At 62.0% G+C, this 13,016-nt stretch carries 14 protein-coding genes; all 14 read left to right on the top strand.

Going from position 1 to position 13,016, the window contains the following annotated elements; genetic code table 11:
* Positions 1-204 (top strand): cbb3-type cytochrome oxidase subunit 3, encoded by a 204-nt coding sequence (locus tag PBDP_RS09385; RefSeq protein WP_109751562.1) that lies wholly within the window; start codon positions 1-3, stop codon positions 202-204.
* Positions 201-1,154 carry a cytochrome-c oxidase, cbb3-type subunit III gene (ccoP, locus tag PBDP_RS09380; RefSeq protein ID WP_116831855.1) on the top strand — a complete coding sequence of 318 codons (954 nt, stop codon included), beginning with the start codon at positions 201-203 and terminating at the stop codon, positions 1,152-1,154. The genes PBDP_RS09385 and ccoP (PBDP_RS09380) overlap by 4 nt, the downstream gene beginning before the upstream one ends.
* A 482-nt stretch (positions 1,155-1,636) precedes the next feature.
* The gene (ccoN, locus tag PBDP_RS09375) at positions 1,637-3,079 is read left to right on the top strand and encodes a cytochrome-c oxidase, cbb3-type subunit I (RefSeq protein WP_063322203.1); all 1,443 of its coding nucleotides are present in this window, start codon (positions 1,637-1,639) and stop codon (positions 3,077-3,079) included.
* Entirely contained in the window at positions 3,079-3,687 is a 609-nt protein-coding gene (ccoO, locus tag PBDP_RS09370) for a cytochrome-c oxidase, cbb3-type subunit II (RefSeq protein WP_018925301.1), read from the top strand. The genes ccoN and ccoO overlap by 1 nt, the downstream gene beginning before the upstream one ends.
* A gap of 5 nt (positions 3,688-3,692) precedes the next feature.
* Positions 3,693-3,878, top strand: a complete 186-nt coding sequence (locus tag PBDP_RS09365) for a CcoQ/FixQ family Cbb3-type cytochrome c oxidase assembly chaperone (protein ID WP_003183474.1) — start codon at positions 3,693-3,695, stop codon at positions 3,876-3,878.
* Positions 3,875-4,858 (top strand): cytochrome-c oxidase, cbb3-type subunit III, encoded by a 984-nt coding sequence (ccoP, locus tag PBDP_RS09360; protein WP_109751560.1) that lies wholly within the window; start codon positions 3,875-3,877, stop codon positions 4,856-4,858. Before PBDP_RS09365 ends, ccoP (PBDP_RS09360) begins: the two co-directional genes overlap by 4 nt.
* A gap of 151 nt (positions 4,859-5,009) precedes the next feature.
* Positions 5,010-5,264: a type II toxin-antitoxin system Phd/YefM family antitoxin gene (locus PBDP_RS09355; protein ID WP_109751559.1), complete on the top strand. Its 255-nt coding sequence runs from the start codon at positions 5,010-5,012 to the stop codon at positions 5,262-5,264.
* Positions 5,265-5,693 carry a type II toxin-antitoxin system VapC family toxin gene (locus tag PBDP_RS09350; protein WP_109751558.1) on the top strand — a complete coding sequence of 143 codons (429 nt, stop codon included), beginning with the start codon at positions 5,265-5,267 and terminating at the stop codon, positions 5,691-5,693.
* 280 nt (positions 5,694-5,973) lie between these two features.
* A complete protein-coding gene (gene ccoG / locus PBDP_RS09345) occupies positions 5,974-7,389 on the top strand; it encodes a cytochrome c oxidase accessory protein CcoG (RefSeq protein WP_109751557.1) in 1,416 nt (471 codons plus the stop codon).
* Positions 7,390-7,400: 11 nt separating this feature from the next.
* Positions 7,401-7,940 (top strand): FixH family protein, encoded by a 540-nt coding sequence (locus tag PBDP_RS09340; protein WP_109751841.1) that lies wholly within the window; start codon positions 7,401-7,403, stop codon positions 7,938-7,940.
* 134 nt (positions 7,941-8,074) lie between these two features.
* Positions 8,075-10,525 carry a heavy metal translocating P-type ATPase gene (locus PBDP_RS09335; protein WP_212802135.1) on the top strand — a complete coding sequence of 817 codons (2,451 nt, stop codon included), beginning with the start codon at positions 8,075-8,077 and terminating at the stop codon, positions 10,523-10,525.
* Between the two features lie 24 nt (positions 10,526-10,549).
* Complete coding sequence (gene ccoS / locus PBDP_RS09330; protein ID WP_047227179.1) at positions 10,550-10,768, top strand: cbb3-type cytochrome oxidase assembly protein CcoS; 219 nt, start codon at positions 10,550-10,552, stop codon at positions 10,766-10,768.
* Entirely contained in the window at positions 10,761-11,444 is a 684-nt protein-coding gene (locus tag PBDP_RS09325) for a sulfite exporter TauE/SafE family protein (RefSeq protein ID WP_163854664.1), read from the top strand. The genes ccoS and PBDP_RS09325 overlap by 8 nt, the downstream gene beginning before the upstream one ends.
* 164 nt (positions 11,445-11,608) lie before the next feature.
* Positions 11,609-12,991, top strand: coding sequence for an oxygen-independent coproporphyrinogen III oxidase (hemN, locus tag PBDP_RS09320; RefSeq protein WP_212802134.1), 1,383 nt, complete (start codon positions 11,609-11,611; stop codon positions 12,989-12,991).
* Positions 12,992-13,016 lie beyond the last annotated feature (25 nt).

Genomic DNA, 13,016 nt, shown 5'->3' with positions numbered 1-13,016 from the left:
ATGGTTCTTGAAATGAGTACAGGAATGATCCGCGGCCTGGGCACCGTCGTGGTGTTCATCGCCTTCATCGGCCTGACCCTGTGGGTATTCAGCAGCAAGCGCGGGCCGGAATTCGCCCAGGCGCGCCTGCTGCCGTTCGCCGACGAGCCGTCCGCCGATATCGCCACCCCCCAAGACCCTGCAACAAGGAGTACCCGGCCATGACCACCTTCTGGAGTACGTGGATCTGCGTACTGACCATCGGCAGCCTCATCGGCCTGACGTGGCTGCTGATCGGCACTCGCAAGGGCGAGACCAAGGGCAGCGTCGACCAGACCATGGGCCACAGCTTCGACGGCATCGAGGAGTACGACAACCCGCTGCCGCAGTGGTGGTTCCTGTTGTTCGCCGGCACCCTGGTGTTTTCCGTCGGCTACCTGGTCCTCTATCCAGGCCTGGGCAACTGGAAAGGCATCCTGCCAGGCTACGAGAACGGCTGGACCGGCGCCCATGAATGGGAAAAGGAAATGGCCAAGGCCGACGCCAAGTTCGGGCCGATCTTCGCCAAATTCGCTGCCATGCCCGTGGAAGAAGTCGCCAAGGACCCACAGGCCCTGAAGATGGGTGGCCGTTTGTTCGCCTCCAACTGCTCGGTCTGCCACGGCTCGGACGCCAAGGGCGCCTTCGGCTTCCCGAACCTGGCCGACAGCAACTGGCGCTGGGGTGGCGCTGCCGACACCATCAAGACCACCATCATGGGCGGTCGCATGGCGGCAATGCCGGCCTGGGGTGAAGTGCTGGGGGAGGCCGGAGTCAAGAACGTGGCCGCGTACGTACGCCACGACTTGGCCGGCCTGCCGCTGCCAGCGGACAGCGGTGCCGACCTGCAAGCCGGCCAGCAGGCCTTCAACACCACCTGTGTCGCCTGCCACGGGGCCAATGGCCAAGGGACCGAAGCCATGGGTGCGCCGAACCTGACGCAACCGGCCGGCTTCATCTACGGCACCAGCCTGGCCCAATTGCAGCAGACCATTCGCCATGGTCGCCAGGGCCATATGCCCGCGCAGAGTGAGTTGTTGGGCAATGACAAGGTGCAGTTGCTTGCCGCCTACGTCTACAGCCTGTCCCACACGGCCGGTGCAGAGCGCCTGCAAGCCGAACACAAAAGCGAATAAATCCTGACCGCATAAACAGCCGCATTCATCTGGATGCGGCTGTTTTGTGTCCCTGCGCGACGCATTGTCGCACCCCTCCCATAGTCTTCCTTTCGGTTCCCCGCAATCGCGTCTAAGCTTGCCTTTGCGTGCGCTGGCGACTGCCGGTTTCAGGTCGACCCGACCCGATGCGTTCGACAATCGTTCGTCAAAAAGGCCGCAAAGGCAGGTGAATACCGGCTGTTGCGACAGTTGCCTGGCATCACCCGAACGTTGTGTTCGAACACACCCCGTTACAACCGACCTGCCCCCCTCGCCTCTTTCCTTCGTTGCGACATTTTGCCGTGGGCCATTTTTGTCCCTACACGGAACATGGAAAGGCCGCAGAATCAGCTTCGGAAAGCATTGACCCAGGTCATGGCGCGTTGCAATGACCCCCCGCTTTCTCCATACTTGCGACCGATTTTTATCCTAATAAAACACCCAAACCGTGGAACCTTAGAATGAGCACAGCAATCAGTCCGACTGCTTATAACTATAAGGTAGTCCGCCAGTTCGCCATCATGACGGTGGTCTGGGGGATCCTTGGCATGGGGCTCGGTGTCTTCATCGCCTCGCAACTGGTCTGGCCGGAGTTGAACTTCGATCTGCCATGGACGACATTTGGACGCCTGCGCCCGCTGCACACCAACCTGGTGATCTTCGCCTTCGGTGGTTGTGCATTGTTTGCCACTTCTTACTACGTCGTGCAGCGAACCTGCCAAACGCGACTGATCTCCGACAGCCTCGCCGCCTTCACCTTCTGGGGCTGGCAAGCGGTTATCGTGGGTGCGATCGTGACCCTGCCACTGGGTTACACCACCACCAAGGAATACGCTGAGCTGGAATGGCCCCTGGCTATCCTGCTGGCCATTGTCTGGGTGACCTACGGTCTGGTGTTCTTCGGCACCATCGTCAAGCGCAAGACCAAGCACATCTACGTCGGTAACTGGTTCTACGGTGCCTTCATCGTCGTGACTGCCATGCTGCACATCGTCAACCACGCTTCCCTGCCGGTCAGCTTCTTCAAGTCGTACTCGGCCTACTCGGGCGCGACGGATGCGATGATCCAGTGGTGGTATGGCCACAACGCCGTGGGCTTCTTCCTGACCACCGGCTTCCTGGGGATGATGTACTACTTCGTGCCGAAACAGGCCGAGCGTCCGATCTATTCCTATCGCCTGTCCATCGTGCACTTCTGGGCGCTGATCACCCTGTACATCTGGGCCGGTCCCCACCACCTGCACTACACCGCACTGCCAGACTGGGCCCAGTCCCTGGGCATGGCGATGTCGATCATCCTGCTGGCACCAAGCTGGGGCGGCATGATCAACGGCATGATGACCCTGTCGGGCGCCTGGCATAAGCTGCGCACCGACCCGATCCTGCGCTTTTTGGTGGTGTCGCTGGCGTTCTACGGCATGTCGACCTTCGAAGGTCCGATGATGGCGATCAAGACCGTCAACTCCCTGAGCCACTACACCGACTGGACCATCGGCCACGTACACGCCGGTGCGCTCGGCTGGGTGGCGATGATCTCCATCGGCGCCATCTACCACATGATCCCGAAACTGTTCGGTCGTGCGCAGATGCACAGCACCGGCCTGATCAACGCGCACTTCTGGCTCGCAACCATCGGCACCGTGCTCTACATCGCCTCGATGTGGGTCAACGGCATCACCCAGGGCCTGATGTGGCGTGCGATCAACGACGACGGCACCCTGACCTACTCGTTCGTCGAAGCGCTGCAAGCCAGCCATCCTGGCTTCATCGTCCGTGCCCTGGGCGGCGCGTTCTTCGCCAGCGGCATGCTGTTGATGGCCTACAACGTGTACCGCACCGTTCGTGCCTCTGACCCGGCTGAAGCTGAAGCCGCCGCCAAGATCGCCGTAGTTGGAGCTCACTGATGAAGCACGAAGCAGTAGAGAAGAATATCGGCCTGCTGGCCTTCTTCATGGTCATCGCCGTGAGCATCGGCGGCCTGACCCAGATCGTCCCGCTGTTCTTCCAGGACGTGACCAACAAGCCGGTCGAAGGCATGAAGCCGCGGACCGCCCTTGAACTGGAAGGCCGCGACATCTATATCGCCAACGGTTGTGTCGGCTGCCATTCGCAGATGATCCGTCCGTTCCGCGCCGAGACCGAACGCTACGGTCATTACTCGGTGGCCGGTGAAAGCGTCTGGGACCACCCGTTCCTGTGGGGTTCCAAGCGTACTGGTCCGGACCTGGCCCGCGTTGGCGGCCGCTACTCCGACGACTGGCAGCGTGCGCACTTGTACAACCCGCGCAACGTGGTGCCCGAGTCGAAAATGCCGGCCTACCCGTTCCTCGTAGAAAACAAGCTCGACGGCAAAGACACCGCCAAGAAAATGGAAGTCCTGCGCACCCTGGGCGTGCCTTACACCGACGAAGACATCGCCGGTGCCAAGGATGCGGTCAAGGGCAAGACTGAAATGGACGCGCTGGTGGCCTATCTGCAAGGCCTGGGCACCATCATCAAAAGCAAACGGTGATTTAGATGGATATCGGGATGATTCGTGGCCTGGGCACCGTCGTCGTGATGGTGGCCTTCATCGGTCTGGCCCTGTGGGTGTTCAGCCCCAAGCGCAAGTCGGAGTTTGACGACGCGACCTTGCTGCCGTTCGCGGATGATCCCGAAGCCATCAAGCACGTCGAGCAAGCTTCTAGGAGTAACAAAGAATGACTACATTCTGGAGTCTGTACGTCACAGTCCTCAGCCTGGGAACGATCTTCGCCCTGACCTGGCTGTTGCTGTCGACCCGCAAGGGCCAGCGCGCCGAGCAAACGGACGAGACCGTCGGTCACTCGTTCGACGGGATCGAGGAGTACGACAACCCGCTGCCGAAATGGTGGTTCATGCTGTTCGTGGGCACCATCGTGTTCGCCCTCGGTTACCTGGTGCTCTACCCTGGCCTGGGCAACTGGAAAGGCCTGCTGCCCGGCTATAACTACCTGGACACCGAAAAGCAGACCGCCTTCGCCAACGGCCAGACCGGCTGGACAGGCGTTCATGAGTGGGAAAAGGAAATGGCCCGCTCGGACGCCAAGTTCGGGCCGATCTTCGCCAAATTCGCCTCCATGCCGATCGAAGAAGTCGCCAAGGACCCGCAAGCCCTGAAGATGGGTGGCCGCCTGTTCGCCTCCAACTGCTCGGTCTGCCACGGTTCCGACGCCAAGGGTGCCTATGGCTTCCCCAACCTGACCGACGCCGACTGGCGCTGGGGCGGTGAGCCGGAAACCATCAAGACCACCATCATGGGCGGCCGTCACGCCGTGATGCCGGGCTGGGCTGCCGTGGTTGGCGAACAGGGCGTGGCCGACGTGGCTTCCTACCTGGTGACCAGCCTGCACGGTCGCAAACTGCCGGAAGGCGCCAAGGCCGATCCGGCCAATGGCCAGAAGCTGTTCGCGGCCAACTGCGTGGCCTGCCACGGTCCAGCCGGCAAGGGTACGCCTGCCATGGGCGCACCTGACCTGACGCATCCGGCGGCGTTCATCTACGGTTCGAGCTTCGCTCAACTGCAGCAGACCATCCGCTACGGCCGTCAGGGCCAGATGCCGGCCCAGGCCGACCTGCAAGGGAACGACAAGGTCCACCTGCTGGCGGCCTATGTCTACAGCCTGTCACACGGCGAAAAGGCTCCGGCCGCTGACGCCCAGTAAGGCAAGTAGCTGATACACCAAAGGCCCCGCCAATCCGATTGGCGGGGCCTTTTTGTTGCCGGCTGAAAAACCTGGGCAAATCTGTTGCGCTTGCCGCCCCTCCACACGAGTAGTAACGTGCCTACATTGGAATTCAAAACGAGGGCACCCCATGTCCATCACTACTATCTCCAGCCGCGAATTCAACCACGACACAAGTGGTGCCAAAAAAGCCACCCGTGAAGGGCCGGTTATCATCACCGACCGTGGCAAGCCGGCCCATGTGCTGCTAAGCATTGAGGAGTACCAGAAACTGACCGGCATCGGCACCAGCATTGTCGAGTTACTGGTCATGCCCGATGCGTCGGATATCGACTTCGAGACCGAGCGCGCCGTCATCACTCCCCGCTCGGTAGACCTGTCCTGAATGTTTCTACTCGATACCAATGTCATTTCCGAACTGCGCAAATCCCAGGCAGACAAAAACGTCCAGGCCTGGGCACGCAGCGTTCCCGCTCCCAGCCTGTATGTCTCGGCGATTACCGTACTGGAACTGGAAACCGGTGTGCTGCGCTTCGAACGCAAGGACCCGGCGCAAGGCAGCCGCCTGCGGGCATGGCTGGACAATCACGTGATGCCTGCCTTTGCCGGCAGGATCCTGGCCGTTGACCGCGCCGTCGCACTGCGCTGCGCTCGCCTGCATGTGCCTGACCGCAGCAATGAATGTGACGCTTTGATTGCCGCTACCGCCCTGGTCCATGGGCTGACCGTGGTGACCCGTAACGTGAGCGATTTCCAGAGCAGCGGCGTGGCGGTACTCAACCCGTGGTCAGGCGATGAAAAGAACCAGATCTGAAGCTTCAGCAAACCGAGCTTGAGGGCTTCTCCTGTCTACTAACTGGCCCACAATCACCCTTTCTTTTTTCGCCAGAGCAACGGGCTGTCTATAGTCAATTGATCTGGGTCATGAACTTGTTACATCCGCTACACCATTCTATGCACCGCCCCAACGCGACCAAAGGTCGCACCCTTGGGCCAGAGCGACAGGCGTATCATTGCGCCACCGCAACACCCTTTCTGACCGTGGTCGGCACGTACTGGCCCCGGCACTTTTCCACTGCCGTGGGATGCATTTGATGAGCAACCAGATTCCGGTACATGACGTTACCCCGCCTGCCAAGGACGCGACCAAAAGCGTCGACCTGTATGCCTCCCGGGAAAAAATCTACACCCGCGCCTTCACCGGCCTGTTCCGTAACCTGCGGATGCTTGGCGGAGCGTTCCTGTTCCTGCTGTATTTCGGTACGGTATGGTTGAACTGGGGCGGTCACCAGGCCGTCTGGTGGAACCTGCCGGAACGCAAGTTCTTCATTTTTGGCGCGACCTTCTGGCCCCAGGATTTCATCCTGTTGTCCGGGATGCTGATCATTGCGGCATTTGGCCTGTTTTTCATCACGGTCTATGCCGGACGAGTGTGGTGCGGCTATACCTGCCCACAGAGCGTGTGGACCTGGATCTTCATGTGGTGCGAAAAAGTCACCGAAGGCGATCGCAACCAACGCATCAAGCTCGACAAGGCCCCCATGGGCGCCAACAAGTTCCTGCGCAAGTTCGCCAAGCACAGCCTGTGGTTGCTGATCGGCTTCGTCACCGGCATGACCTTTGTCGGTTACTTCACGCCGATCCGCGAACTGGTATTCGAGTTCTTCACCGGCCAGGCCGATGGCTGGTCGTACTTCTGGGTCGGTTTCTTCACCCTCGCCACCTACGGCAATGCCGGCTGGCTGCGTGAACAGGTGTGCATCTACATGTGCCCTTACGCGCGCTTCCAGAGCGTGATGTTCGACAAGGACACCTTGATCGTTTCCTACGACCCGCGCCGTGGCGAAAGCCGTGGCCCCCGCAAGAAGGGCGTTGACTACAAGGCCCTGGGCCTTGGCGATTGCATCGACTGCACCATGTGCGTCCAGGTCTGCCCTACCGGCATCGACATCCGCGACGGCCTGCAGATCGAGTGTATCGGCTGCGCAGCCTGCATCGATGCCTGCGACAACATCATGGACAAAATGGATTATCCACGCGGCCTGATCAGCTACACCACCGAACACAACCTCTCGGGGCAGAAAACCCATAAACTGCGCCCGCGCCTGATCGGTTATGCCGTGGTGCTGCTGGCCATGATCAGCCTGCTGGCGGCGGCGTTCTTCATGCGCTCGCTGGTGGGTTTCGACGTCAGCAAGGACCGGGTGCTGTACCGCGAAAACGCCGAAGGCCGGATCGAGAACGTCTACAGCCTGAAGATCATGAACAAAGACCAACGCGACCATACGTACGTCCTGGAAGCCGCCGGCCTGCCCGACCTCAAGTTGCAAGGCCGCCGGGAGATCAAGGTCGCGGCCGGCGAGATCTACAGCCAGCCGGTCGAGCTGTCCAGCGCACCTGAGCAACTGCCATCGAGCACCAACGAGGTGACCTTCATCCTCAAGGACGCCGATGACAGCAGCGTACATGTCGAAGCCAAGAGCCGGTTCATCGGCCCACAAACTCGTTGAGAGAAATGAACATGCCTGCAGCAACCGCCACCAGCCCTTGGTACAAGCACCTCTGGCCGTGGATCATCATCGCGATCCTGACCTGTTCGGTGACACTGAGCCTGACGATGGTGACCATTGCGGTGAAGAATCCGGACAACCTGGTCAACGACAACTATTACGAAGCCGGCAAGGGCATCAACCGCTCTCTGGAGCGCGAACTGCTGGCCCAGACCCTGCAACTGCATGCCAACGTGCAACTGGATGATGTGACCGGCGAAGTGAACCTGCGCCTGAACGGCGACAGCCGCCCCCAGACCCTGGAACTGAGCCTGATCTCGCCAACCCAGCCGGAGAAAGATCGCAAAATTGTCCTGACCCGCAACGACAGCGAGCCGGGGCGCTACGTCGGCCAGTTGACGGACAAGATCGAAGGCCGGCGCTTTGTCGAATTGCTGGGCGTGGAGAACGACAAGACCTGGCGCCTGTTCGAAGAAGAACAGATCAGCCACGACCAGGACATCCTGCTCGGCGATGAACCGCTGCAAGGCGCTGAAGACCTGAAGAAATAGCGGCTGCGTTTCGCGCAATCGCGAGCAGGCTCGCTCCCACATCAGGTTTATGTCACCACGACATTCCAATGTGGGAGCGAGCCTGCTCGCGAAGAGGCCTTCAGATGCCAGCAAGTTTCAATATGTGAATACCCATGACCACTCCACAGCCCTGCTACCACTGCGCCCTGCCCGTTCCTCCCGGCAGCCGCTTCACCGCCGTTGTCCTCGGTGAAACCCGCGAGCTGTGCTGCCCGGGCTGCCAGGCGGTGGCCGAGGCGATTGTCGCCGGCGGCCTGGAAAGCTATTACCTGCATCGCAGCGAAGCGTCGGCCAACCCCGAAACCCTGCCTGTCCAACTGACCGATGAACTGGCGCTGTACGATCGCCCCGACGTGCAGCAATCGTTCGTGCGCCATGAAGGCGAACTGGCCGAAACCACCTTGTTGATGGAAGGCATCAGTTGCGCCGCCTGTGGCTGGTTGATCGAAAAACAGCTGCGCAACCTGCCGGCCGTGGCCGAAGCACGGCTGAACCTGTCCAATCATCGCCTGCATGTACGCTGGGCCGACGCCCAATTGCCGCTGAGCACGTTGCTCGCCGAGTTGCGCCAGATCGGTTACGTCGCCCACCCGTACCAAGCCGACCAGGCTTGCGAGCAACTCGCCGCACAAAACCGCCTGGCCCTGCGCCAATTGGGCGTGGCCGGCCTGTTGTGGTTCCAGGCAATGATGGCGACCATGGCCACCTGGCCGGAATTCAACATCGACCTGAGCCCGGAGATGCACACCATCCTGCGCTGGGTCGCGCTGTTCCTCACCACCCCTATCGTCTTCTACAGCTGCGCGCCATTCTTCAAAGGCGCCATGCGCGACCTGCGCACCCGGCATCTGACCATGGACGTTTCGGTGTCCCTGGCCATCGGCAGCGCCTACATTGCCGGGATCTGGACATCGATTACCGGCGTCGGCGAGTTGTACTTCGATGCCGTCGGCATGTTCGCCCTGTTCCTGCTGGCCGGCCGCTACCTGGAACGCCGCGCCCGGGAGCGCACCGCCGCCGCCACCGCCCAATTGGTCAACCTGCTGCCGGCCTCGTGTCTGCGCCTGGAGGCGAACGGCCAGAGCGAGCGCATCCTGCTCAGCGAATTGCGCACCGGTGACCGGGTACTGGTGCATCCGGGGGCGGTCCTGCCGGCCGACGGCAAGATCCTCGATGGGCAGTCCAGCATCGACGAATCGCTGCTGACCGGCGAATACCTGCCACAACCTCGCCAAGTGGGCGATGCGGTCACTGCGGGCACGCTGAACGTCGAAGGGGCCCTGACGGTCGAGGTACTGGCCCTCGGGCAAGACACCCGATTGTCGGCCATCGTGCGGCTTTTGGAGCGGGCCCAGGCCGAGAAGCCGCGGCTGGCGGAAATCGCCGATCGTGCCGCCCAATGGTTCCTGTTGTTCTCGCTGGTCGCGGCGGCAGCCATCGGCCTGTTGTGGTGGCAGCTGGATGCCTCGCGGGCCTTCTGGATCGTACTGGCGATGCTCGTCGCCACCTGCCCTTGCGCGCTGTCCCTGGCCACACCGACGGCCCTCACCGCTGCCACCGGCACCTTGCACAAACTCGGCCTGCTGCTGACGCGCGGTCATGTGCTGGAAGGCCTGAATCAGATCGACACGGTGATTTTCGACAAGACCGGCACCCTCACCGAAGGCCGCCTGGCGTTACGCGCGATTCGGCCATTGGCGGTCCTCGACAGCGATCAATGCCTGGCCTTGGCCGCAGCCCTGGAAAACCGTTCGGAACACCCCATCGCCCGCGCCTTCGGCCGCGCCCCCTTGGCCGCCGAGCAAGTGCAGAGTACCCCGGGGCTGGGGCTGGAAGGGCTGGTGGCCGCACAACGCCTGCGCATCGGCCAGCCCGGTTTTGTCTGCGAACTGAGTGGCGCTTCCGTACCGCTGATGCCGGACGAACCCGGGCAATGGCTGTTGCTGGGCGATGAGATCGGGCCGCTGGCCTGGTTCGTCCTCGATGACCGCTTGCGCGTCGATGCCCCTGCCCTGCTGGCGGCCTGCAAGGCGCAGGGCTGGCGCACGCTGCTGTTGTCGGGTGACAGTTCGCCGATGGTTGCCAGCGTCGCTGCCGAACTGGGTATCGATGAAGCCCGGGGCGGCCTGCGCCCGGACGACAAACTGGCCGTGTTGCAACAGTTGCACCAACAGGGCCGCAAGGTGCTGATGCTCGGTGATGGTGTGAATGACGTGCCAGTGTTGGCGGCGGCGGACATCAGTGTCGCCATGGGCTCGGCCACCGACCTGGCCAAGACCAGCGCCGACGCGGTGTTGCTGTCCAACCGCCTCGACGCCCTGGTCCATGCATTCAGCCTGGCCCGACGCACCCGCCGGGTGATCATAGAGAACCTGGTGTGGGCAGGGCTGTACAATGGCCTCATGTTGCCGTTCGCCGCCCTCGGCTGGATTACGCCGGTGTGGGCCGCGGTCGGCATGTCCATCAGTTCGTTGACCGTGGTGTTGAATGCGCTGAGGCTGACCCGTCAGCCCAAGGTGCAGGTTATCGACGCCACGCCCGATACCCGCCCGCTGCCGGCCTGAGCCGCGCGGGCATGGAGTTCCGACATGCCAGCTCTCTACGTGATGATTCCGGCCGCGCTGCTGATCGTGGCCATCGCCGTGTACATTTTCTTCTGGGCCGTGGACAGCGGGCAGTACGACGACCTCGACGGCCCGGCCCACAGCATTCTGTTCGACGATCAGGACCCGAACCACAAGGCGGCGGTGGACGAAGCCAGTGGCGAGCCCCGCAAGCCGGACGACAAGGCCCCACCCCATGCTTGACCTGGCGCCCCTGTTGGTTTCGGCGCTCATCCTCGGCCTGCTCGGCGGCGGCCATTGCCTGGGCATGTGCGGCGGCCTGATGGGCGCCCTGACCCTGGCAATTCCCAAGGAACAGCGCAGCCGGCGCTTCCGGTTGCTACTGGCGTACAACCTGGGGCGGATCCTGAGCTATGCCACCGCCGGGTTGTTGATCGGCCTGGCCGGTTGGGCCGTCTCCAACAGCCCGGCAGCGATGATCATGCGGGTGCTGGCCGGCCTGCTGTTGATTGCCATGGGCCTGTACCTGGCGGGTTGGTGGAGCGGCCTGACCCGTATCGAAAGCGTCGGGCGTGGCTTGTGGCGGCACATCCAGCCTGTCGCCAACCGTTTGCTGCCGGTGTCGAGCCTGCCCCGGGCCTTGCTGCTTGGCGCGCTGTGGGGTTGGTTGCCGTGTGGGTTGGTCTACAGCACCCTGTTGTGGTCCGCCAGCCAGGGCAATGCCTTGGACAGCGCATTGCTGATGCTCGCCTTCGGCCTCGGCACCTGGCCGGTGCTGCTCGCCACCGGGCTGGCCGCCGAACGCGTCACCGCCCTGCTGCGCAAACGCAGCGTGCGCATGGCCGGTGGCTTGCTGGTGATTATTTTCGGGATCTGGACACTGCCCGGGCCGCATCAGCATTGGCTCATGGGGCATTGACCGAGTCGCCGCCAATCGCGAGCGGGCTCGCTCCCACAGTCTCCTGTGGGAGCGAGCTTGCTCGCGATGAGGCCAGCACCGATGCCCCGTTGACGCAAATCAAAACGGCCTTGCCCACAGCCCCCTAGACTCGCCCCATGCCAGTCTATCCGGGAAATGCCCGCATGCTCGACACCATTCGTTGGGACTCAAATCTCATCCGCCGTTACGACCTGGCGGGACCACGCTATACCTCGTACCCCACCGCCGCACAGTTCGGCGGCCAGGTGGGCACCTTCGACCTGCTCCACGCCCTGCGTGACAGCCGCAAGGCCCTGCGGCCGCTGTCGCTGTATGTGCACATACCGTTCTGCGCGAACATTTGCTACTACTGCGCCTGCAACAAAGTCATCACCAAGGACCGTGGCCGCGCCCACGCCTATCTGCAACGCCTGGAACAGGAAATCCAGCTGATCGGCTGCCACCTGGACCCCACCCAACGCGTGGAACAGTTGCACTTTGGCGGTGGCACCCCGACGTTCCTCAGCCACGACGAACTGCGCCAACTGATGGCCAAGTTGCGCAAGCATTTGAACCTGTTGGATGACGATTCCGGCGACTACAGCATTGAAATCGACCCCCGGGAAGCCGATTGGTCGACCATGGGCCTGCTGCGTGAATTGGGTTTCAACCGGGTCAGTATCGGCGTGCAAGACCTTGACCCGGCGGTGCAACGAGCCGTCAATCGCCTGCAAAGCCTGGAAGAAACCCGTGCCGTGGTCGAAGCCGCCCGGACCTTGCAGTTCCGCTCGATCAATATCGACCTGATCTACGGACTGCCCAAGCAGACGCCGGAAAACTTCGCTCGCACCGTCCAGGAAGTCATCCATCTGCAACCGGACCGGCTCTCGGTATTCAACTACGCCCACCTACCGGAACGCTTCATGCCCCAGCGGCGCATCGACAGCCAGGACTTGCCGAACCCGGAGCAGAAACTGGCGATGCTGCAAGGCACCATCGAACAACTGACCGCCGCCGGTTACCGCTACGTAGGCATGGACCACTTCGCCCTGCCCGACGACGAACTGGCAATCGCCCAGGAAGAGGCCACGCTGCAGCGCAACTTCCAGGGCTACACCACCCATGGTCATTGCGACCTGATCGGTCTGGGCGTTTCAGCCATCAGCCAGATCGGCGATTTGTACTGCCAGAACAGCAGTGACCTGAACCATTACCAGAACACCCTCGCCGACGGGCAACTGGCGACCAGCCGCGGACTGATATGCAACGCCGACGACCGCCTGCGGCGCGCGGTGATCCAGCAGTTGATCTGCCATTTCCACCTGGCTTTCGCCGAGATCGAACAAGGCTTCAACATCGATTTCCGTGGCTATTTCGCGTCGTTGTGGCCGCAGTTGCAAGCCATGGCCAAGGACGGCCTGATCGAACTGGACAGCACACATATCAAAGTACTGCCGGCGGGTCGCCTGCTGGTGCGATCCGTGTGCATGGTGTTCGATGCCTATCTGGAGCAACAAAACCGACAGCGCTTCTCCCGAGTCATCTGAGCGCGACAATTTGACGACGAAAGCA

The sequence above is a fragment of the Pseudomonas sp. St290 genome, from assembly GCF_018325805.1.
In the GTDB taxonomy this organism is placed as follows: Bacteria; Pseudomonadota; Gammaproteobacteria; order Pseudomonadales; family Pseudomonadaceae; genus Aquipseudomonas; species Aquipseudomonas bijieensis.
This window is presented reverse-complemented; position numbering and strand designations above follow the sequence as displayed.

Coding starts and splice junctions, on each gene's coding strand:
- ccoO (WP_018925301.1), top strand. CDS start 3,079: ATGAAGCACGAAGCAGTAGAGAAGAATATCGGCCTGCTGGCCTTCTTC.
- PBDP_RS09365 (WP_003183474.1), top strand. CDS start 3,693: ATGGATATCGGGATGATTCGTGGCCTGGGCACCGTCGTCGTGATGGTG.
- PBDP_RS09385 (WP_109751562.1), top strand. CDS start 1: ATGGTTCTTGAAATGAGTACAGGAATGATCCGCGGCCTGGGCACCGTC.
- PBDP_RS09355 (WP_109751559.1), top strand. CDS start 5,010: ATGTCCATCACTACTATCTCCAGCCGCGAATTCAACCACGACACAAGT.
- ccoP (WP_109751560.1), top strand. CDS start 3,875: ATGACTACATTCTGGAGTCTGTACGTCACAGTCCTCAGCCTGGGAACG.
- PBDP_RS09350 (WP_109751558.1), top strand. CDS start 5,265: ATGTTTCTACTCGATACCAATGTCATTTCCGAACTGCGCAAATCCCAG.
- PBDP_RS09340 (WP_109751841.1), top strand. CDS start 7,401: ATGCCTGCAGCAACCGCCACCAGCCCTTGGTACAAGCACCTCTGGCCG.
- ccoN (WP_063322203.1), top strand. CDS start 1,637: ATGAGCACAGCAATCAGTCCGACTGCTTATAACTATAAGGTAGTCCGC.
- ccoS (WP_047227179.1), top strand. CDS start 10,550: ATGCCAGCTCTCTACGTGATGATTCCGGCCGCGCTGCTGATCGTGGCC.
- ccoG (WP_109751557.1), top strand. CDS start 5,974: ATGAGCAACCAGATTCCGGTACATGACGTTACCCCGCCTGCCAAGGAC.
- PBDP_RS09335 (WP_212802135.1), top strand. CDS start 8,075: ATGACCACTCCACAGCCCTGCTACCACTGCGCCCTGCCCGTTCCTCCC.
- ccoP (WP_116831855.1), top strand. CDS start 201: ATGACCACCTTCTGGAGTACGTGGATCTGCGTACTGACCATCGGCAGC.
- PBDP_RS09325 (WP_163854664.1), top strand. CDS start 10,761: ATGCTTGACCTGGCGCCCCTGTTGGTTTCGGCGCTCATCCTCGGCCTG.
- hemN (WP_212802134.1), top strand. CDS start 11,609: ATGCTCGACACCATTCGTTGGGACTCAAATCTCATCCGCCGTTACGAC.